We start from the raw sequence: 19792 nt of genomic DNA, 5'->3' as shown, positions 1-19792 counted from the left end.
ATCACGCTGGGAGGGGGCGCTTTGGCGCCCCTTGTCCGGAAAGGGGATGGCGATGAAGATCAGCACCACGGATTTCCGTGTCGATGCCGGCGCCCGTGTCGATCTGGGGAAATGGCCGACCCGCATCGCGCCGGTCTGCGCTTCGACCGGTGACTACCAGAAGCGTCTGGCCCGGCATGTCGCGCATCTGAGCGCGTTGCAGCAACTTCTGTTCGCCTCGAACCGATATGCCGTGCTGGTGATCTTCCAGGCCATGGACGCCGCCGGAAAGGATGGCGCCATCCGCCATGTCATGTCCGGCGTCAATCCGCAAGGCTGCCAGGTCTTCAGTTTCAAGCATCCCAGCCCGGCCGAGTTGCAGCACGATTTCTTGTGGCGGACCACCCGCGATCTGCCCGAGCGCGGCCGGATCGGCATCTTCAACCGGTCCTATTACGAGGAAGTCCTGATCGTGCGGGTCCACCCGGAAATCCTGCGGGGCGAAGGGATTCCCGGATTGCCCAAGAACGAGAATTCGGTCTGGCGCGACCGCTATCGCTCGATCGTCAATCTGGAAGCGCATCTGCACTTGAACCAGACGAAGATCATCAAGATTTTCCTGCACCTTTCGCGCGACGAGCAACGCAAGCGCTTCATCGAGCGCATCGACGATCCGCGCAAGCACTGGAAATTCAACATCGCCGACGTCGAGGAAAGCCGGTTCTGGCCGGCCTACATCGAGGCGTACGAGGCCTGCCTGGGAGCGACCAGCACCCGCGAGGCGCCGTGGTACGTGGTACCCGCCGACGACAAGCAAACCAGCCGGCTGATCGTGTCGAAGATCATCGTCGATACGCTGGAGGGGCTGAAGATGACGCCCCCGGAATCGGATGCCGAACGGCGGCGGCAATTGTTGTCGGTCCGCGCCCAACTGGTCCGGTGAACGACCGCAGGTAGTTTCCGATCCTGCCGGCAACCGGGCCGGGCCGCTACTGTCGGGGGTGGATCTTCGCTGACGAATCCCGCCTGGCGTTGGTCAGGGCGGCGTTCGTCGCGGCGGCCAACTCGCACTGGGGTAAGGCACATGGATTTCCAATCGCTACGGCTCGAGCCGATTATCGCCCTGGTGGCCGGAATTCTGATTCTGGTCCAGCCACGGCTGCTGAACTACATCGTCGCGATCTATCTGATCATCGTGGGCGTGGTCGGACTGTACCCGCAGCTCTTCAAGTAGCTGTGCCCGCGCACCCAACCGGCTCCGTCCCGCACCGGGCCCCCGAAGAATCGTCGGCGACGCAGGGAGAATTCGATCATGAACATGCTGATGTCCCTGGGCGTGCTTCTGGTGGTGCTTGGCGGCATCGGCCTGGCGGTTCCCAGCTTTTCCATGCGCCAGACCCACGATGTCGCCACCATCGGCGACCTGAAGGTGCAGACGCAGGAAGCCACATCCTATGCCATCCCGCCGCTGGCCAGTGGCGCGGTCCTGGCCCTGGGCCTGCTGATGATCGGGGGCGGACTGTATCGCCGGCGATAACGGGCGCGATCGCCGTGTCAGTCCCGGGTCCGTTGGACCAGGGTCAGCGCCTCGTCGGCGGCGAAGTCCGGTCTCACGCGCTGAACCGCCTCGGCGGCCTGGCGGGTCTGCCCGCACTGGTCAAGTCCGGCGTCACGGGCATCCGTGACCGAGCGTTGAATGATGCGGAGCAGCGCCGGATCGGTACCGGACGGCAGCGGGGTGGAATAGCCGCGCAACTTCGCCAAGGGCAAAGGCATCGACCTGTTCGGCTGCAGCGGACTCTCAACCATGCCTGACCTCCGATCCTCATGTGACCAGGTCAAATGTCATGTGTTGCCATGCTCGTGGAAAGAATCGGAATCTACTTAACGGATTTATAAAAATAAAACATGGCGTAGAAAATAATATACAATTGAGGTGGCCAATGTTGATCAAGATATGGACCATGGTGGTGGTGACGATCGTGTCGCTTGGTATCGGCGGATGGCCGTGGATTTCTTCCCCGGCCCAGGCGGAAGGATGCCTCGATGGCGACATCATCGATGCGTCCTCGGCCCAATCGGCGAAGAAGAAGATGGAAGCGGCAGGGTTCCTTGACATCAGCGGCCTGAAGAAAAGCTGCGACAATTTCTGGCATGCGACGGCGGTCAGGAATGGCGTCGCGGTCAATATCGTTCTGACCCCGCAAGGTCAGGTGATCATCGAAGGCAATTAGGGCTGGTTCTCGGGGGGGGCGCGGCTGCCGAACCTGGCCATGAAGGGGGTGTGCCGATGTCGTCATTTGATCTGCGGCGATCGCCGCCTTCCCGCAAGGGGATTGTGGCCTGCGGGCTGTTGCTGTCGCTGTGCGGGCCCGCGCTTGCCGAAGACAGCCCGCGCATGGGTGTGTTGGAAGAAAACGATTCCCTTTATACCGGTTCGGACCGTCACTACACCCAGGGCCTGCGCATTTCGCTTCTCACCGGGGCGATCAAGGCCGACAGCCCGTGGGCCGAGCCGTTCGCCCTGATCGCCCCGCCCGATTCCGGCCAGGCGGTTTCGCGGCGCTATTCCGTTTTCGTCGGGCAAAGCCTGTTCACCCCCGAAGATGTCAGCAGGAAGTCGCCCGACGGCCGCGACCGCCCCTATGCCGGCTGGCTGTATCTGGGCACCAGCCTGCTGCAGGAAAGCGCCGGCAACAGCCTGGAAAACCTTGAGCTGTCCGTCGGAATCGTCGGCCCCGGCGCCATGGGGCGGTCCAGTCAGAACGACTATCACCAATTCATCGGCATCAAGCAGGCCTGGGGCTGGGGCGAGGAACTCGACAACGAGCCGGGCATCGTCTTGAGCTACGAGCGGCTGTGGCGTTTCGCCCTGCTGGGCGGTCCCGGGGGCGGTGTCGATGTCGTTCCGCAAGCCGGGGCGACAATCGGCAACGTGTTCACCTATGCCAGCGCTGGCGCGATGCTGCGCTGGGGCCGCAATCTTCAGGTCGATTACGGCGGAGCCAGGGTGCGGCCGGGGCTGTCCGGGACCGACTATTTCGACGGCGCGCGTCTGGACGGCAAGCTGGGATATTCCGTCTTCGCCGGGCTTCAAGGCCGGCTCGTCGCCCACAACATCTTCCTGGACGGCAGTCTGGTCCAGGATGGGCCGGGCGTGGACAAGATGCCGGTGGTGGCCGATTTCCAGGCGGGGCTGTCGCTGTTCTGGTCCAGGGATGTGCAGATGATGCTGGGGGCGGTTCGTCGCACCAGCGAATTCGAGGGCCAGGACAAGGCCGACGTGATCGGGGTGGCGTCGATCTCATTCTCGCTGTGACCGACCCGGAATCAGCAGAGCCGGGCCATCAAGCCCGGCTCTGCCTTCGATTACCGGATCGATCCGCTCCCCAGGGGGTGCCGGGAGGGACCGCGGCCGGTAATTAGTGGGGAGAGCAGAAGAAGCGTGCGCTTCTGCTGCCGTCCATGTTGGTCGAAATGGTCGAGCTGACCTGCTGCGCCCCGTTGTTCATGCAATAGACCTGGGCGTTGCGTGTGGCTTCGGCCAATTCCTGTTCCGATCGATAGCTATAGGCCATGTTCGGGTTGTAATAGGGGGCCGGGGCCGGCTGGGCCACCGTCTGCGGCATATATTGCGGGGCCGGCCTGACGCATTCATACGAGACGGACTTGCTGCCGTCGGGGTCGTTGGCGAAGGTCATGGTCCGGGCCACCGATTGATACTGGCTGCAGAAGTTCGCCGCGGTCTGGTTGGTCTGAACCAGATCCTGGTCGGTATGGTACTTATAGCTGATCCTGGGGCTGCTGGACCCGATCTGCTCGGGCGGCGGATATTGCGGGGCGCAGGCGACCAGGGCCAGGCCGGTCAGGGCCAGGGCCGAAAGAATGGTCAGTTGGCGATAGCCGAATGAATCGCTGAGCATGGGACGTCCTTTCGAGACGGGGCGGCGAAGGGGCGGGCCGTTCGGACCCGCCCGCAAAAGGGGTCGAATTCTCAGTTGCCCTGGCGGAAGGCGGTGCTTGGCGCCTTGACCACGGTGATATCGACCACGCGATTGCGCTTTTCCGCCATGTCATTGACGGTCGAGACTTCCTGCTTCGTTTCGCCGGTCCAGCTGGTGTCGATGGTGGCGGCAGGAACGCCGGCGACGATCAGGGCGTCGCGGACCTGGTCGGCCCGCTTCTGCGACAGGACCATGTTGGCGGAGGCGTCGCCGGCACGGTCTGTCTTGCCGATCACGGTCACCCGCGACCCGGTGGTGTTGGCCACCACATAGGCCACCTTCTTGACGATCATCTGGCCGCGGTCGTCGATTTCGGCCTTGTTGCTGTCGAAATAGACCTGATACCAGGCCCCGACCAGTTCCGGCTCGCCGGCCAGCGGGACATAGGCCTTGGAGGAGGCCGCCTGCGGATCCTTCGCCGGAGCGGCGCAGGCGGAAACCAGCGCCACGGCGCAAGTCGCGACGGCAAAACGGGAAATCTTGATGAAATAAGACATGGATACCTCCTGGGAATGGCGCGGAAACGGCTCTAGCGCCAGATCGGCTTGCCGAGATTGATGTCCTTTTCCTTGGTCAGCGCGCCGGCGCCGGCGCCGACGGCGCCGCCGATCAGCGCTCCCTCGATGGGGGAACCCAGGAGCAAGCCGCCCAGGGCACCGACGCCGGCACCGATGCCGCCGCCGCTGATGGCGCGATCGCCGGTCGAGGACCCGCAGGCGGCGAGCGAGGCGGCCGTGGCGAGCATGGCAAGAACAAGTGCGATGCGGTTCATGATGTCCGTTCCTTCAAAGGGGCCGAGCGGGCGCCGGGATCGGCGCCACCCGGGCAGGGTTGTCTATCGCCCGAGGAGGTCGATGGTGGCGCGGCGGTTCTGCGGCTCGCGCACCCCGTCGGCGGTTTGTGTCAGCAGATTGCCTTCGCCGACGCCCTCGACGCGGATCGACGACGGCGCAACCCCGTTGCGGGTCAGTTCGTTCTCGACCGCCTGACTGCGGCGCAGCGACAGCTTCATGTTGTATTCCGGGGTGCCGCTGGTGTCGGTGTAGCCGATGATCTTGATGATCGCCGGCTTGTCGGCGGCGATGGCCTTGACGGCGTTGGCGATGATCCTGCTCGCCTCGGACGTCAGAGCGGACTGGTCGAAGTCGAAGAACATCAGGAAGTTGGTCTGCTTGGTGGCGGCCGGCTGTGCGGGCGGCACCGAAGGACTTGCCGCGGCAACCGGCTTTGGCGGCGCGGCGATCAGGTCCATGGTCGTCATGAAGGCGGTGCGGCAGGCGGCGATCTCGTCGAACTGCCAGCCTTCTTCCTGTTCCTGAATCCAACAGTCGAAATTGGTCTGGGCGTTGGCGGCCCATTGCGGCACCCGCGCCGGCGCGTCGGTGGCCAGCATGGTCATCAGGCGCGCCCGGGCAATGCCCAGATCCTTGGCGGCGGCACGGTCCGAGACGTTCCAGTATTCCAGCGTCTCCGGCGGCGGGGCGGTGCCTTTGGCGGCGATCAGGCCCTTGGAGGCGAAGGTCTTCTGGGAATTCCAGTCGTACTCTTCCTTTTCGGCCCGGGCGAGGGCCAGATAGTTGGCGGCCAGGGCCTGGGTGAAGGGCGAGCCCTTGAAGGTCGCCATGGACAATTGTTCGATCTGGTAGACGCTTCCGGGGATCCAGCCGTTGGCCGGGGTGCCGTTACAGGCGGCCAGGCTGAAAAGAAACAAAGGCGCCGCGAGCTTCGCGTACGATTTCATCTGTGTTCTCCTTGGATACATTTGGAAAAACAGATAATCTTGCATGTCTCATCATCGATAATGAGGCGGCATGCGGAAACCGTCTGAGGCTCTAGATTGTCTGCCGGAAATTAAGAAGTTGTCTCATTATTGCGGATGTGCAGGGTATTACCTTGCGTCGCTGTTGGTACAGCGTCGGAAAATACCCAGGTTATTTGGCTATAGTCGCCCGGTGAGTAGCAAGATGACGACGATCAACAAAATCAGGCCGAGTCCGCCGCTAGGGTAGTATCCCCACCCGGCGCTATGCGGCCAGCGGGGAAGAGCCCCGATCAGGAATAGAACCAGCACGATCAGCAGAATTGTTCCTAAGCTCATCGTATGAATTCCTTGGGTATGTATGTATCCAGTTGAACTGGATGCATTGCGAGCATGTGTGATGTCGCGATCTGAAATGTACGTACTATGTATAATACTTGTAATGTTGTTGGTTTGAGGAGGGGTGGAATATACCAACATAATGCCTGACCTTCGTGCGCACGAAGACTGGCGCCTGCCGCCAATCGGCAGCAGCGTTTTGCAGGGTCTGTATTCGGTTCGTGATTGGTGAATGCCCCTCGGCCGGGCGCCCGCATCCGCGGGCTTGGCCGCCGCCGCAATGGCGGCAGGATACCGGCCAACGAGTCACATCAAAGGTTGGCCGGTATCACTCGTCGGGTCGGCTTTCCTGTCCGGCCTTGCCGGCGGCGACGGCCAGACGGGCAAGGGCGGGAAGCGACTTGGCGCGCGTCTTTTTCATGATCGAGGCGCGGTGGTTTTCCACCGTGCGCTGACTGATGCCCAGGTCGGCGGCGATGTTCTTGCTGGGGTGGCCGGCCAGAACCAGTTCCATGATCTGGCGTTGCCGGGGGGTCAGGCTGGCCAGATGGTTGGCGGCCGTTTCCCGCCAGCTCGTCAGTTTGACGGCGTCTCGGGACAGGTCGATGGCATGCCTGACGCAGTCCAGCAATTTGGCCTGGCCGACCGGCTTTTCGATGAAATCCAGGGCGCCGGCCTTCATCGCCTCGACCGCGACGGGAACATCGCCGTGGCCGGTGATCATGATGGACGGCAGGTTCTGGTTGGTATCCTTCAGACGGTGCAGCAGATCGATGCCGCTCATTCCCGGCAAATAGGCGTCGATCAGCAGGCAGGCTTCGCGGCCGGGCCGGAACGAGGCCAGAAACGCCTCGGAGGACGCATAATCCTCGACCGCCAGCCCGACTCCTTCCAGGAGTTCGCGGATGGTGTCGCGAATCTGGTCGTCGTCATCGACCACATGGACCGTGGGGGAGTCGTGTGCCGGCTCGGCCGATTTCTCGGTCGGACGGGCCGCTGCGGGAGCAGTGGGTGGCAGCGTGGGAAGATGGATGAGGATGGTCCGCTTCAGGTCCTGCAATCGCACCGGTTTGTTGATCTTGATGCAATTGGCCCGTGAAATGGCCCGCGACGTCTCGGTCGAGATGTCTCCGGTCAGGATGATGGCCGGGATTTGGCGGCCAAGGTGGGATCGGATATTGGTCGCCAGCTGGGCGCCGTCCATGCCGTTGGGCAGGTTGAAATCCGACAGGAGCAAATCGGGGTGGATGGCTCCGGCGGTGACCATCTCCATGGCCGCGATGCCGTCATAGGCCGAGGCGGAGCGAAGACCCTCGGCCCGGATATAGAGCTGAAGAAGGTCGCGGACCTCGGGGTCGTCCTCGACGATCAGGATCTGGCCGTTGCGGGGAGCGGCCCACGAGGTCACACCATGGCTCGGGCGTTGGGTGGAGCAAGGCGACGCGGGCGCGATCGGTCCCACCTCGATGGCGAACATCGAGCCCTGGCCCGGCCTTGAGTCGACCCGGATGTGGTGGTCCAGCAAGGTGCCAAGCCGCTGGACTATGGACAGGCCAAGGCCAAGCCCCCGGCCGCGTTCCCGGGCCGGATTATCGATCTGATAATGTTCGCTGAAAATCGCGTCGATCTGGTCTGCGGGAATGCCGATGCCGGTGTCCCACACCTCGATGCTCAGCCGTCCGGCCCGGCGGCGGCAGCCCAGAAGCACCTTGCCGGTTTGGGTGTACTTCAACGCATTGGACAGCAGATTTCGGATCATCTGCTCCAGCAGGCGCGGGTCGCTGTTGATGATCATGGTGCACGGCATCACGCGAAGGGTCAGATTGCGCGACTGAGCATGATAGCTGAATTCGGAGGCAAGGGAGGTCAGGATCTTGTTGATCATGAAATCGACCCGCTCGGGATGAACGGTGCCGACCTCCAGCTGATTGATGTCGAGCAAGGTGTTCAGCATACCCGACATGGCGCCCAGCGTTTCGTCGAAGCGGGCGACCAGGTCCCGGGCGGTATCGCCGGTCACCGTGGATTCCAGCAATCCCTGAAGAAGCGTCAGGGTCTGCAGCGGCTGGCGAAGATCGTGGCTGGCGGCGGCCAGGAACTGGGACTTGGCGATGTTGGCCCCTTGCGCCTGCTGCGTGGCGGCCTCCAGGGCGTCCGCGATCCTGTGCCGCTCGGTGACGTCGGTGAAGGTGATCACCACGCCTTCGACCCCGTTTTCCTTGGTGCGATAGGGAAGGATGCGGCGCAGGTACCAACTGCCGTTGCGGGCTTCGACTTCGTGCTCCAGCGGCTCAAGGGTGCGCGCCACCGTCTGCGCATCTTCCAGCAAGGTGGGATCTTCGGCCAGCGAACTCAGGTCGGCCAGGGGGCGGCCGATATCGGAATGAATGACGCTGAAGATATTCTTTGTCCTTGGGGTGAAGAACCTGATGTTGAATGCAAGGTCTAGGAATATCGTGGCAAGGTCAGTGCTGCATAGAATGTTTTCCAGATCGTTCGCTGTCGTGCGCTGTTGCTCCAGGGTTTCCTGAAGCTGACTGTTGAGTGCGGTAAGCTCCTCGTTCAGCGACTGAAGTTCCTCTTTTGACGTCAGTATTTCTTCGTTTGTTGACTGATATTCTTCGTTGACAGACAGGGCTTCCTCGTTGATGACTTTCTGCTCTTCACTCGACAATTCAAGATCGCGGATGGCGCCCAGCAATTCCGACCGCGTCGCTTCAAGTTCCAATTCCAATTCGGCAACGCGCGTGCGATCCGCCGGTGCGACCGCTGGCGTCGCCTCCGTCTGCTGGGGGGCGTCAATGAAGCAGACCAGCAACAGGTCTTCGCCTTCATGGGCCACCGGCTGCACATCGATGGCGAAGGCATGATCGAAGCCGTCATGGCTGACCGTGCCGCCGGCCACCACCGTCCTGGCGCCGTCCTGGCTGGCCTTGTGAATGGCCGATCTCAGTTTGGTGCGCAGGTCGGGCCGCGCCAGCGACAGCAGGTCATGGGTCGGATAGCCGGGCGTGACGCTCAGATAGCGGTCGGTCGGCCCCAGCAGATAAAGGCACTCGAACTTGCGGTTGATCAGGATGGCTGCCGGCGCGAAGGCGTCCAACACCATCCGGCGGCACAGTTCGGCCAACACCGCCTGGCGCGAGGCACCGGCGGACTGCCCCACCCGTGTGGCCGGGCGGATTCCCGGGGCCGAGGCCGGGGACAGGCCCAGATCGCCGGGACGGTGGCGGCCGATCTGTCGATAGATCCGCTCTGGTTTCGACACGACGCGGAAGCGGCTTTCGCTGCTCCCGACGGTTTCGGAACTGCCGAGCAGGAGAATGCCGCCGTCGCGCAAGGCGAAGTGGAACAGCGAAATCACCTTGGCCTGCGCCTCGGGACGCAAATAGATCAGCAGGTTGCGGCAGGAAATCAGGTCCAGGTGCGAGAAGGGCGGGTCGCACAACACGTCATGCACGGTGAAAACCGCCATGGTGCGCAGTTCGGGGGTAACCCGGTAATTGTGGCCTTCCTTGATGAAGAACCGGGTCAGTCGCGCCTCTGAAACGTCGGCGGCGATGGTTTCCGGGTACAGACCCTCGCGGGCGGCGGCCACGGCATCGGGGTCGGCGTCGGATGCGAAGATCTGCACCTTGGTGCTGCCGGCCGTCACCGTGATCTGCTCGCGCAGAAGCATGGCGAGCGAATAGACCTCCTCGCCGGTGCTGCACCCGGCGATCCAGACGCGCAGGGTGTTGTCCGCCTGTCGCCGGGCGATCAGGTCGGGGATGATGTTTTCCGACAGGAACTCGAACACCTTCTGATCGCGAAAGAAGCTGGTGACGTTGATCAACAGGTCCTTGGCCAGAAGCTCGGCCTCGTCCGGTTCTGCCCGCAGGCGGTCAAGGTAGCGCGCCATATCGCCCGGGCTGATGGTGTCGGTCCCCATGCGCCGCAGGATACGGCGTTGCAGCGTGCCGCGCTTGTAAAGCGTGAAGTCGTGCGAGGTCTGGGCCCGCAGGTGGCTGATGATCTCGGGCAGCCAGTCCTCGCGATCGGCCGGCTTCGCATCCTGGTCGTCGGAAAGGGAGAGGGACAGCCGGTGGGAAAAATCCGCCAGAACGGCAGGGATGCTTTCCACCAAAAGCACTTGATCGACATCGCCGGTGGAGATCGCGCTTCGGGGCATGCCGTCATAGCCGGCCTGGTCGGGATCTTGTGCGATGACCAGACCCGATCTGGCCTTGATCGACCTCAGTCCCAGGCTGCCGTCGCTTCCGGTGCCGGAAAGGACGACGCAGGCCGACCGTGCGCCATATTCATCGGCCAGCGAGTGCAGCAGGAAATCGAAGGGCAGGCGGGTGCCGTGGCGCGCCTGCGGCGCCGTCAGGCGCAGGGTGCCGTCGGCGACGGACAGGTAGGTTCCCGGCGGAATGACATAGACGGAATTGGGCTCGACCACCATGCCGTCGGCGGCCTGCCTTACCACCATGCCCGAATGCTTGGCCAGCAGGTCGACCATCAGGCTTTTGTGGGTCGGATCCAGGTGCTGCACCAGAATGAAGGCGGCGCCGATTGCATCTGGCATGGCGGACAGAAGTTTTTCGCAGGCGTCAAGTCCGCCGGCCGATGCGCCAATGCCAACAACGGGAAAGCATTCCTGGCTGTGCTGCGGTTCCGGTGCGCCGGACGGCGGCATCTCTTGGTTCTGCATTTGGGAGTATCTCTCAGCTTGCGCCCCGGAAACGCGCATCGATTAATTGTAACATGGTTATTTTGTCGGGTGGCCCAAATTACTGGCAGACCTACATTTGTTAGGGGCCGCTAGGCGCCGGTCGATACCCAGGCCCAGCCGACCGCGGCACACTACATTGGTGCTGCGCAGCATTGGGAGGTTCGGAATTTACTCCCGTCACACGGGCGGCATCGGACCCGCCGGAGCCGGTTCGCGGCGTGGCGAATGCCCGACTTCGGTATTTTCCGACCCTGCATTCCTCCCGCACTGGTCCGCTATTGTGTGGCTAGGGCGTAAACCCGGTTCATTTCTCCTTCTTCAGGCATCGCACGTACCGCGCCGACCCGCCATCGGGTGCCCGCGTCCGTCGTCGCTCTGTAGAGCAATGACATCGCGGCATTCTCACCAAGGGGGGATCGAGGTTGCTTTCATCATGCAGGAGGAATCGTCTGGCCGGATTTCTGCGGCGGGCATTGTGGTGCCGACGTTGGCCCATGTCCTTGGATTGCCTGCCGCCGATTCGCGAAGAATTGTTCAGCGTCGGGCGGCTGGAGGAACACGGCCGAAGCCTGGCCGAGGCGCAGACGGTGACGCCCAAACTGATCAGGGGCCATCCGTTGGCCGACCGTTTGGCCGACAATGGCTCGGTGCTGCTGGCGGCCTATCGTCTTCTGGTGACGACCATTTCCGCGGGCGCGGCCATCACGCCGGCTGCCGAGTGGCTGATCGACAATTACCATCTGGTCGAGCGGCAGATCAGCGATATCCGCGCCCAATTGCCGCCGGGATTCTATCGCCAACTGCCCAAGCTGGCCGTCGGTCCGTTCGCCGGCTATCCGCGGGTGTTCGGGATCGCCTGGGGATTCGTCGCCCATACCGACAGCCGGTTCGATTCCTTGATGCTGCGCCGCTATGTTCTGGCCTATCAGCAGGTCCAGCCGCTGACCATCGGGGAATTGTGGGCGCTGGGCATCACCTTGAAGGTGGTGCTGATCGAGAACTTGCGGCGCCTGGCCGATGCGATCATGCGCAACCGCCTGGCCCGCCAGCAGGCCGACGGATTGGCCGATCGATTGCTGGGGGCGGCCGAGCCGCTGCCGGTGGTGCTGGCCGACCAGAAGCGGCGGCCGTTTTCCGACCCGTTCGCCGTGCAATTGCTGCACCGGCTGCGTGATCAGGACCCACGGATCACCCCGGCCCTGACCATGCTCGACGAGCGTCTTGCCGCCCAGGGAACCAACGCCGAGGCGGTGGTTCGCGAAGTGCACCGGCAGCAGGGCGCCTCGACCGTGACCGTTCGCAATATCATCACCAGCCTGCGCCTGATTTCCGATGTCGATTGGACCGAGTTCTTCGAGGGCATCAGTCTGGTTAACGAGGTGCTGGCCGGCGCCCCCGGCTTCAGCGACATGGACTTTCCCACACGCAACCTCTATCGCACCGCCGTCGAGGATCTGGCCCTGGGGGCGAAGCGAGGCGAGATCGAGGTGGCGCAACTGGCGGTGCGGGCGGCGGCGGCCATGTCGTCGGGGAGCGATCCGCGCCAGGTCGACCCCGGTTACCATCTCTTGTCCGCCGGCCGCGAGGCGTTCGAGGCCACCTTGGGATATCGCGTACCGGTGCGGGTTCGGCTGCGGCGCCTGGTCGGAACTCCCGGCATAGGCGGTTTTGGCTTGGCCATCATGCTGACCACCGGGTGTCTTCTGGCGCTGCCGCTGACGATCCTGTTCATGGGCGGCCTGGGGGGCTGGGGACTGGGACTTCTGGCGGGGCTGGGTCTGATCCCCGCCATCGACGCGGCGGTGGCCCTGGTCAATCGCGCGGTCACCGCGGGTTTTCATGCGACGCTGTTGCCGGCCATGGAACTGCGCGACGGCGTGCCGGCTTCGTTGCGGACGGTGGTGGCGGTTCCGACGTTGCTGACCTCGAAGGAAGGTATCGATCAACAGGTCGAGAGCCTGGAGGTACATCATCTCGCCAGCCTGGGCGGGCATCTCCATTTCGCCTTGCTGTCGGACTGGACCGATGCGGTGACCGAGCAGGTCGACGGGGACCAGGCGCTTCTTGTCGCGGCAATCCACGGAATCGATCGGCTGAACGCCCGCTACGGTCCGGCTCCCGGCGGCCGCCCGCGATTCCTGCTGCTTCACCGGCGCCGCCAGTGGAATCCCGGCGAGGGTCGGTGGATCGGCTGGGAGCGCAAGCGCGGCAAGCTGCACGAGTTGAACCGTCTGCTGCGCGGCGCCACCGACACCTCGTTCATCGGCGGCATGGTGCCTTCGGATGTTCGCTACGTGGTGACCCTGGATTCCGACTCCCGTCTGCCGCGCGACACGGTGCGCCGGCTGATCGGCAAGATGGCGCATCCGCTCAACCACCCCCGGTTCGACAGCGCGGGCGGCCGGGTCATCGATGGCTATGCCGTGTTGCAACCCCGCGTCACGCCGTCGCTGCCCATCGGCACCGAGGGGTCGCTGTTTCAGCGCATTTTCTCCAGTCTGAGCGGGATCGACCCTTATGCCTCGGCGGTTTCCGACGTCTATCAGGATTTGTTCGGCGAGGGCTCCTATGCCGGCAAGGGGATCTATGACGTCGATGCCTTCGAAGCCGCCCTTGCCGGCCGGGTGCCGGAATGCTCGCTGCTCAGCCACGATCTGTTCGAAGGCGTGTTCGCCCGGGCCGGACTGGCGACCGATGTAGAGGTGATCGAGGAATTTCCCGCCCGCTACGACGTCTGCTCGTTGCGCAGCCATCGCTGGGCGCGCGGCGATTGGCAGCTTCTGCCGTGGATCTTCGGCCGCGGGGCCGGTCGGGCCGGCGGCGGCGTTCCCGCCATCGGCCGCTGGAAGATGGTGGACAATCTGCGCCGCACCCTGTCGGCCCCCACCGCAATCATGGCCCTTGCCGCCGGCGTGGCGTTACCGCTGGACCAGGCCCTGATCTGGACGGCCTTCATATTGTCGACCATCATCCTGCCGACCCTGATTCCGGTGGTCGCCGCCATTGCGCCGTGCCGCCGCGAGGTCAGCCTGATCAGCCATTTGCGGGCTCTGGCCGCCGATCTTGGCCTTGCCGCCTCGCTGTCGGGACTGATCATCACCTTTCTGGCCCATACCGCCTGGGTCATGGGCGATGCGATCATCCGCACGGTTTGGCGGCTGTTCGTCAGCCGCATTCATCTGCTGGAATGGGTGCCGGCGGCGCAGGCGGCCAACGGGGCACGGCTTGGCCCGGCCGGGTTCACCCGCAGGATGGTCGGCGGGATGGTGCTGGGTGTGCCGGCGGTGGCGGTGGCCTTGATCGCCGCCCAACCGGGAAGCTGGATCGTCGCCCTGGCTTTCGCCGCCCTGTGGGCAATCGCTCCGGCGGTGGCGTGGTGGGCCAGCCGGTCGCCCGCTGTCGCCGGGCGAATCCCGGTGACCGCCGCCGATAGGGCGATCCTGCGCCTGACGGCACGGCGAACCTGGCGGTACTTCGAAACCACCGTGACCGCTCTCGACCATATGCTGCCGCCGGACAATTTCCAGGAAGATCCCGTTCCGGTCCTGGCTCACCGAACCTCGCCCACCAATATCGGGCTTTACCTGCTGTCGGTGGTGAGCGCCCGCGATTTCGGGTGGATCGGCACCGACGAGGCCATGGACCGGATCGAGGCCACGCTGGCCACCATGGCCGGGCTGGAGCGCTTCAACGGTCATTTCTACAATTGGTACGACACCCGCGATCTACGGGTGCTTGAGCCCAAATACGTCTCGTCCGTCGATAGCGGCAATCTGGCCGGGCATCTGATCGCCCTGGCCAATGCGTGCCGCGAATGGCAGGGCCGGGAGCGGGGAACCCAGGAGGTCCTGGCCGGACTCCTTGATGCGATCGCCCTGACCCGCGACGAGGTGGCCCACTTGCGCGATGGCCGCCAGACCCAGACGGTGACCCTGGGCCAACTGGACGACGCGCTGGCGGCATTGGCCGCGTTGGCGGGCCAGACGCCGATCGGTCCGGAACCGGTCGCGCGGCTTTGGTCGGAATTGGCCGCCAGTGCCGAGATCATGGTCGATATCGCGCGCGCCCTGGCCATGGAACGCGACGACCCGGCCGCCGGCGACATGCTGTTCTGGGCCGGGGCCTGCGTGGCGTCCATCGCCAGCCAGCGCCGCGATCTCGGGCAAAACCTGGCCGTGGCGCGCAACAACCGCGCCGAGGCCATTGCCGGCACGGCGCGGGGCTTGGCGGTGGGCATGCAGTTCGCCTTCCTGCTCGACCGCGAGCGCATGTTGTTGTCCATCGGCTATTTGCCCGCCGAGGCGAGCCAGGACGGCAATTGTTACGATCTGCTGGCGTCCGAGGCGAGGCTGGCCAGTTTCTTCGCCATCGCCAAGGGCGATATTCCCGCCCGGCACTGGTTCCGCCTGGGCCGCTCGGTCACGCCGGTCGCGCACCGGGCGGCGCTGATTTCGTGGTCGGGCTCGATGTTCGAGTATCTGATGCCGTCGTTGGTCATGCGGGCTCCGGCCGGCAGCCTGATCGAGCAGACCGCCCGTCTGGCGGTGCGGCGTCAGATCGATTATGCCGACGGCTTGGCGTTGCCGTGGGGCATTTCCGAATCCGCCTTCAACGCCCGCGATCTGGAACTCACCTACCAATACTCGAATTTCGGCGTTCCCGGCCTTGGTCTGAAGCGCGGGCTTGGCGAGAATCTGGTCATCGCGCCCTATGCGACCGCCCTGGCCACCATGGTCGATCCCGCCGCCGCCGCCGCCAATCTGACCCGGCTGGCCGCGGCGGGCGGGCGCGGGCGCCACGGCTTCTACGAGGCCCTGGACTACACCCCGGCCCGGGTCCCGGCCGGCCAGACCGTCACCATCGTCCGGGCCTTCATGGCCCACCACCAGGGGATGACCATCGTGGCCATCGCCAACGCCCTGTTCGATGGTGTCATGCGGGCCAGGTTTCACGCCGATCCGATGATCCAGGCCACCGAGCTGTTGCTGCAAGAACGCGTGCCGCGCGACATGTCGGTGGCCCATGCCTGGGCGGCGGAAGTGCAATCCGACACCCGGGCCGATGGTGTCGAACCGTCCGGCGGGCGGCGCTTCAGCTCGGCCAACCAGGCCACGCCGGCGGTCCTTCTGCTGTCGAACGGACGTTTTGCCACCATGCTGACCACGGCCGGGTCCGGCTATAGTCGCTGGGGCAACATGGCGGTGACCCGCTGGCGCGAGGATTCGACCTGCGACGACAGCGGGTCGGCGATCTTTCTGTGCGACACCCAGAGCGGGGCATTCTGGTCGGCGGGTCTGCAGCCCACCGCAATCGAACCCGACGAGTATCATGTCGCCTTCAACGAGGACCGGGCCGAATTCACCCGACGCGACGGAACGCTGACCACCTCGATGGAGGTGCTGGTGTCCCCCGAGGACGATGCCGAGGTCCGGCGCGTCTCGATCTCCAATTCCGGTCCTCTTCCCCGCGTCATCGAGGTTACCTCGTATGCGGAACTGGTGCTGACCACCCAGGGCAACGACATCGCGCACCCGGCCTTCTACAAACTGTTCGTCGAGACCGAGCTTCTGCCCGCCCAAGGCGCCATCGTGGCGACGCGGCGGCGGCGCTCGGCGTCCGAACCGGAGGTCTGGGCGGCGCATCTGTCCGTGGTTGACGGCGAGGTCATCGGCCCGCTCGAGATCGAAACCGACCGGTCCCGCTTCCTGGGGCGCAGCCGCGGGGTTCGCTCGCCGTTGGCAATGGTCGATGGGCGGCCACTGTCGGGGACGGTCGGCGCCGTGCTCGACCCGGTCTTCGCCCTGCGCCGCAGAGTGCGGGTGGCGCCAGGCGCGGTGGTGCGGATCGCCTTTTGGACCATGCTTGCCTCGACCCGCACCGGATTGCTGGACAGCATCGACCGCCACCGCAGCGCCACCGCCTTTGCCCGGGCGGCAACGCTGGCCTGGACCCAGGCGCAGGTGCAATTGCACCATCTGGGGATTTCCGCCGGGGAATCCGCGGTGTTCCAGCGTCTGGCCGGCCATGTGATCCATGCCACGCCGCTGGTGCGCCCCATCTCGGACACCATCAGCCGGGGCGCCGGCCCGCAATCCGGCTTGTGGGGGCTGGGGATTTCCGGGGATCTGCCCATCGTGTTCCTGCGCATTGCCGACCTGGAATATCTGCAGATCGTTCACGAGTTGCTGCAGGCCCACGAATATTGGCGCCTGAAGTGCCTGGCGGTCGATCTGGTGATCTTGAACGAACACCAATCCTCGTATGTCCAGGACCTGCACGTCGCTCTCGAGACCCTGGTCAGGACCAGCCAGTCACGGGCGGCGGGTGGCGGCGATGGGCCGCAAGGGCGGGTGTTCCTGCTGCGAGCCGCGCTGGTGCCGGACGAGGTTCAGCACCTTCTTGCCGCCGTGGCGAGGATCGTGCTGGTGGCGCACCGTGGGACCTTGTCGGAGCAGTTGAACTGGGGCGGGCGATTTGCCGGGACCCAGGATCTGCCGGCGGCAAGGCGGCCCGGGCGGAAATCTCCGTCCACCCCGTTGCCGCCACCATTGCCGCTGGAATTCTTCAACGGCCTGGGCGGTTTCGCCGAGGATGGGCGCGAATACGTCACCATCCTCGGGCCGGGCCAGGCGACGCCGGCGCCATGGGTCAACGTCGTCGCCAATCCGGAATTCGGCTTTCAGGTTCCGACGGAAGGCGGGGGTTTCACCTGGTCGGTCAACAGCCACGAAAACCAGATCACCCCCTGGTCCAACGACCCGGTCTCGGATCGGTCGGGCGAGGCCTTCTATCTGTATGACCGGGACGCCCGAGCGGTGTGGAGCCCGACGGCGCTGCCCATCCGCGACGAGGCGGCGACCTATGTCGCCCGCCATGGCTGGGGCTATAGCCGCTTCGAGCACACGGCGCACGGAATCGCCTCTGATTTGGTGCAGTTCGTGCCGATGAACGGGTCGGTGAAGATTTCGCGGCTGGTGCTGCGCAATCGGTCTGGCCGGGTTCGCCATCTTAGCGCCACCGCTTATGTCGAGTGGATACTGGGCGCCGCCCGCGCCTTGTCTTGCCCGTTTCTCATCACCGGCATCGACGGCAAGACCGGGGCGATGTTCGCCCGCAATCCCTGGAACGCGGCGTTCGGTTCGCGGGTGGCCTTCCTCGATCTGGGCGGGCGCCAGACCGACTGGACCGGCGATCGCCGCGAATTCATCGGCCGCAACGGTTCGCTGGCCTCTCCCTTGGCGTTGGCTGGGGCCAGGGCGGGGGTGGGGGCGGGGCGGTTGTCCAATCGGGTCGGCGCGGGGCTGGACCCATGCGGCGTCATGCGCACCGCCTTCACCTTGCCGGCCGACGGCGAGATCGAGATCGTCTGCTTTCTGGGGCAAGCCGCCAGCGACGACGAGGCGCAAAGCCTGATCGCCCATTATCGGGCGGCCGATCTTGACGCGGTGTTCGCCGAAGTCCGCAGCCATTGGACCGGCGTGTTGGGGCGGGTGGCGGTCAAGACTCCCGATCGCTCCATGGATCTCATGTTGAATGGTTGGCTGCTCTATCAGACGCTGGTGTGCCGGTTCTGGGCGCGGTCGGGGTTCTATCAGGGCAGCGGCGCCTATGGCTTTCGCGATCAGCTCCAGGACGGCATGGCGCTGGTCGGCTGCCGTCCCGACCTGACGCGCGCGCATCTGCTGCGGGCGGCGTCGCGGCAGTTCATCGAAGGCGACGTCCAGCATTGGTGGCTGCCCCACTCCGGCCAGGGCGTGCGCACGCGCATTTCCGATGATCGGGTCTGGCTGGGCCATGCCGTCGCCCATTATGTGGACGCGACCGGAGACAAGGCGGTTCTCGACCAGTCGGTGCCGTTCCTGGAAGGCGAGAAACTGGCCGAGGGCGAGCATGACAGCTTCTATCTGCCCAGGCGTTCCGATCAGGCCGCCTCGTTGTTCGAGCATTGCGCCCGCGGTCTGGATCTTGGCTTGTCGCTGGGGAGCCACGGTTTGCCGTTGATGGGAACGGGGGACTGGAACGACGGCATGAATCGGGTCGGCGAGGGCGGGCAAGGCGAGAGCGTGTGGCTGGGTTGGCTGCTCTATGCGACGTTGATGGCCTTTGTTCCGCTGGCCCAGGCTCGCGGCCAGGATGTCCGCGCCGCCCGGTGGAAGGCCCACACCGTCGCCTTGCAGGCCGCCCTTGAGGGCGCGGGCTGGGATGGCGCCTGGTACCGGCGGGGCTATTTCGACGACGGGACGCCGTTGGGATCGGCCACCAGCCAGGAATGCCGGATCGACGCCATCGCCCAGTCCTGGGCCGTGCTGTCGGGCGCGGCGGACCCCGAACGGGCCCGCCAAGCCATGGCGGCGGTCGAGCGCGACCTGATCCGTCCGCAAGATGGTGTGGCCCTGCTGTTCGCGCCCCCTTTCGACAAGACCACTCTGGAACCCGGCTACGTCAAGGGCTATCCCCCCGGCATCCGCGAGAATGGCGGACAGTACACCCATGCCGCCCTGTGGTCGGTGATGGCCTTTGCGGCGCAGGGCCAGGGCGACAAGGCCGGGGCGTTGTTTTCCATGCTCAACCCCATCAATCACGCGAAAACCCGCTCGGCCTTGCTGCGCTACAAGGTCGAGCCCTATGTGGTCGCGGCCGACATCTATGCCAGGCCGCCCCATGTCGGACGTGGCGGGTGGACCTGGTACACCGGTTCGGCCGGCTGGATGCAGCGCGCCGGGATCGAAAGCATCCTGGGGGCCTGCCTGCATGGCGACATCCTGCGGTTCGGACCGTGCATCCCCAAGGGCTGGGGTGGTTTTGAACTGGTGCTGAATTTCGGTGCCGCGCGGATCGAGATCGCCGTCGAGAACCCTTCGGGCGTCGAGTCGGGAATTACCTACGCAACCTTCGATTCTACGGTCGTGGAGCAGCGTCCATTGTATATTAGTTTGATCGATGATGGCATGACACACTATTTGCATGTAATCATGGGGTAATTGTTTGATGAAA

13 protein-coding genes are annotated in these 19792 nt (G+C 64.6%); 6 read left to right on the top strand and 7 right to left on the bottom strand.

What is annotated here, in order from left to right; genetic code table 11:
- The first annotated feature begins 52 nt into the window (after positions 1 to 52).
- The 3 genes from A6A05_RS08595 (at position 53) to A6A05_RS08585 (ending at position 1516) form a co-directional block, all read left to right on the top strand.
- Entirely contained in the window at positions 53 to 922 is an 870-nt protein-coding gene (locus tag A6A05_RS08595) for an ADP-polyphosphate phosphotransferase (protein ID WP_068499528.1), read from the top strand.
- Positions 923 to 1063: 141 nt separating this feature from the next.
- Positions 1064 to 1213, top strand: a complete 150-nt coding sequence (locus tag A6A05_RS08590; protein WP_068499422.1) for a DUF3096 domain-containing protein — start codon at positions 1064 to 1066, stop codon at positions 1211 to 1213.
- 78 nt (positions 1214 to 1291) lie between these two features.
- The gene (locus tag A6A05_RS08585) at positions 1292 to 1516 is read left to right on the top strand and encodes a hypothetical protein (RefSeq protein WP_068499420.1); all 225 of its coding nucleotides are present in this window, start codon (positions 1292 to 1294) and stop codon (positions 1514 to 1516) included.
- Between the two features lie 17 nt (positions 1517 to 1533).
- On the opposite strand, the gene A6A05_RS08580 is transcribed toward A6A05_RS08585, so the two are convergent.
- The gene (locus A6A05_RS08580; RefSeq protein WP_156520968.1) at positions 1534 to 1788 is read right to left on the bottom strand and encodes a hypothetical protein; all 255 of its coding nucleotides are present in this window, start codon (positions 1786 to 1788) and stop codon (positions 1534 to 1536) included.
- Between the two features lie 134 nt (positions 1789 to 1922).
- Here A6A05_RS08580 and A6A05_RS08575 point away from each other — a divergent pair, with 134 nt between their 5' ends.
- Together A6A05_RS08575 and A6A05_RS08570 are read left to right on the top strand one after the other, a co-directional pair.
- Positions 1923 to 2213 (top strand): PepSY domain-containing protein, encoded by a 291-nt coding sequence (locus A6A05_RS08575; protein WP_068499416.1) that lies wholly within the window; start codon positions 1923 to 1925, stop codon positions 2211 to 2213.
- Between the two features lie 56 nt (positions 2214 to 2269).
- Positions 2270 to 3298, top strand: a complete 1029-nt coding sequence (locus A6A05_RS08570; protein ID WP_068499415.1) for a lipid A deacylase LpxR family protein — start codon at positions 2270 to 2272, stop codon at positions 3296 to 3298.
- Positions 3299 to 3401: 103 nt separating this feature from the next.
- Here the strand turns inward: A6A05_RS08570 and A6A05_RS08565 are convergent, their stop codons facing one another.
- The 6 genes from A6A05_RS08565 to A6A05_RS08545 all read right to left on the bottom strand — a co-directional run bounded on the left by A6A05_RS08565 (position 3402) and on the right by A6A05_RS08545 (position 10762).
- Positions 3402 to 3902 (bottom strand): hypothetical protein, encoded by a 501-nt coding sequence (locus tag A6A05_RS08565; RefSeq protein WP_068499414.1) that lies wholly within the window; start codon positions 3900 to 3902, stop codon positions 3402 to 3404.
- 71 nt (positions 3903 to 3973) lie between these two features.
- Complete coding sequence (locus A6A05_RS08560) at positions 3974 to 4480, bottom strand: OmpA family protein (protein WP_068499413.1); 507 nt, start codon at positions 4478 to 4480, stop codon at positions 3974 to 3976.
- A 32-nt stretch (positions 4481 to 4512) separates the two neighbouring features.
- Positions 4513 to 4755, bottom strand: coding sequence for a hypothetical protein (locus A6A05_RS08555; protein WP_068499412.1), 243 nt, complete (start codon positions 4753 to 4755; stop codon positions 4513 to 4515).
- A 63-nt stretch (positions 4756 to 4818) separates the two neighbouring features.
- Positions 4819 to 5724: an OmpA family protein gene (locus A6A05_RS08550; protein ID WP_068499411.1), complete on the bottom strand. Its 906-nt coding sequence runs from the start codon at positions 5722 to 5724 to the stop codon at positions 4819 to 4821.
- Positions 5725 to 5922: 198 nt separating this feature from the next.
- Positions 5923 to 6081, bottom strand: a complete 159-nt coding sequence (locus tag A6A05_RS20105; protein WP_082910807.1) for a DUF3309 family protein — start codon at positions 6079 to 6081, stop codon at positions 5923 to 5925.
- 328 nt (positions 6082 to 6409) lie between these two features.
- A complete protein-coding gene (locus A6A05_RS08545) occupies positions 6410 to 10762 on the bottom strand; it encodes a CheR family methyltransferase (RefSeq protein WP_281193261.1) in 4353 nt (1450 codons plus the stop codon).
- Positions 10763 to 11292: 530 nt separating this feature from the next.
- Here A6A05_RS08545 and A6A05_RS08540 point away from each other — a divergent pair.
- On the top strand, positions 11293 to 19779 hold the full coding sequence (locus A6A05_RS08540; RefSeq protein WP_068499407.1) for a glycoside hydrolase family 94 protein: 8487 nt from the start codon (positions 11293 to 11295) through the stop codon (positions 19777 to 19779).
- Positions 19780 to 19792: the final 13 nt, after the last annotated feature.

The organism is Magnetospirillum moscoviense (genome assembly GCF_001650635.1).
Classification (GTDB): domain Bacteria; phylum Pseudomonadota; class Alphaproteobacteria; order Rhodospirillales; family Magnetospirillaceae; genus Magnetospirillum; species Magnetospirillum moscoviense.
This window is presented reverse-complemented; position numbering and strand designations above follow the sequence as displayed.

Coding starts and splice junctions, on each gene's coding strand:
- A6A05_RS08575 (WP_068499416.1), top strand. CDS start 1,923: ATGTTGATCAAGATATGGACCATGGTGGTGGTGACGATCGTGTCGCTT.
- A6A05_RS08540 (WP_068499407.1), top strand. CDS start 11,293: ATGTCCTTGGATTGCCTGCCGCCGATTCGCGAAGAATTGTTCAGCGTC.
- A6A05_RS08585 (WP_068499420.1), top strand. CDS start 1,292: ATGAACATGCTGATGTCCCTGGGCGTGCTTCTGGTGGTGCTTGGCGGC.
- A6A05_RS08580 (WP_156520968.1), bottom strand. CDS start 1,788: ATGGTTGAGAGTCCGCTGCAGCCGAACAGGTCGATGCCTTTGCCCTTG.
- A6A05_RS08545 (WP_281193261.1), bottom strand. CDS start 10,762: ATGCCGCCGTCCGGCGCACCGGAACCGCAGCACAGCCAGGAATGCTTT.
- A6A05_RS08595 (WP_068499528.1), top strand. CDS start 53: ATGAAGATCAGCACCACGGATTTCCGTGTCGATGCCGGCGCCCGTGTC.
- A6A05_RS20105 (WP_082910807.1), bottom strand. CDS start 6,081: ATGAGCTTAGGAACAATTCTGCTGATCGTGCTGGTTCTATTCCTGATC.
- A6A05_RS08555 (WP_068499412.1), bottom strand. CDS start 4,755: ATGAACCGCATCGCACTTGTTCTTGCCATGCTCGCCACGGCCGCCTCG.
- A6A05_RS08570 (WP_068499415.1), top strand. CDS start 2,270: ATGTCGTCATTTGATCTGCGGCGATCGCCGCCTTCCCGCAAGGGGATT.
- A6A05_RS08550 (WP_068499411.1), bottom strand. CDS start 5,724: ATGAAATCGTACGCGAAGCTCGCGGCGCCTTTGTTTCTTTTCAGCCTG.
- A6A05_RS08590 (WP_068499422.1), top strand. CDS start 1,064: ATGGATTTCCAATCGCTACGGCTCGAGCCGATTATCGCCCTGGTGGCC.
- A6A05_RS08560 (WP_068499413.1), bottom strand. CDS start 4,480: ATGTCTTATTTCATCAAGATTTCCCGTTTTGCCGTCGCGACTTGCGCC.
- A6A05_RS08565 (WP_068499414.1), bottom strand. CDS start 3,902: ATGCTCAGCGATTCATTCGGCTATCGCCAACTGACCATTCTTTCGGCC.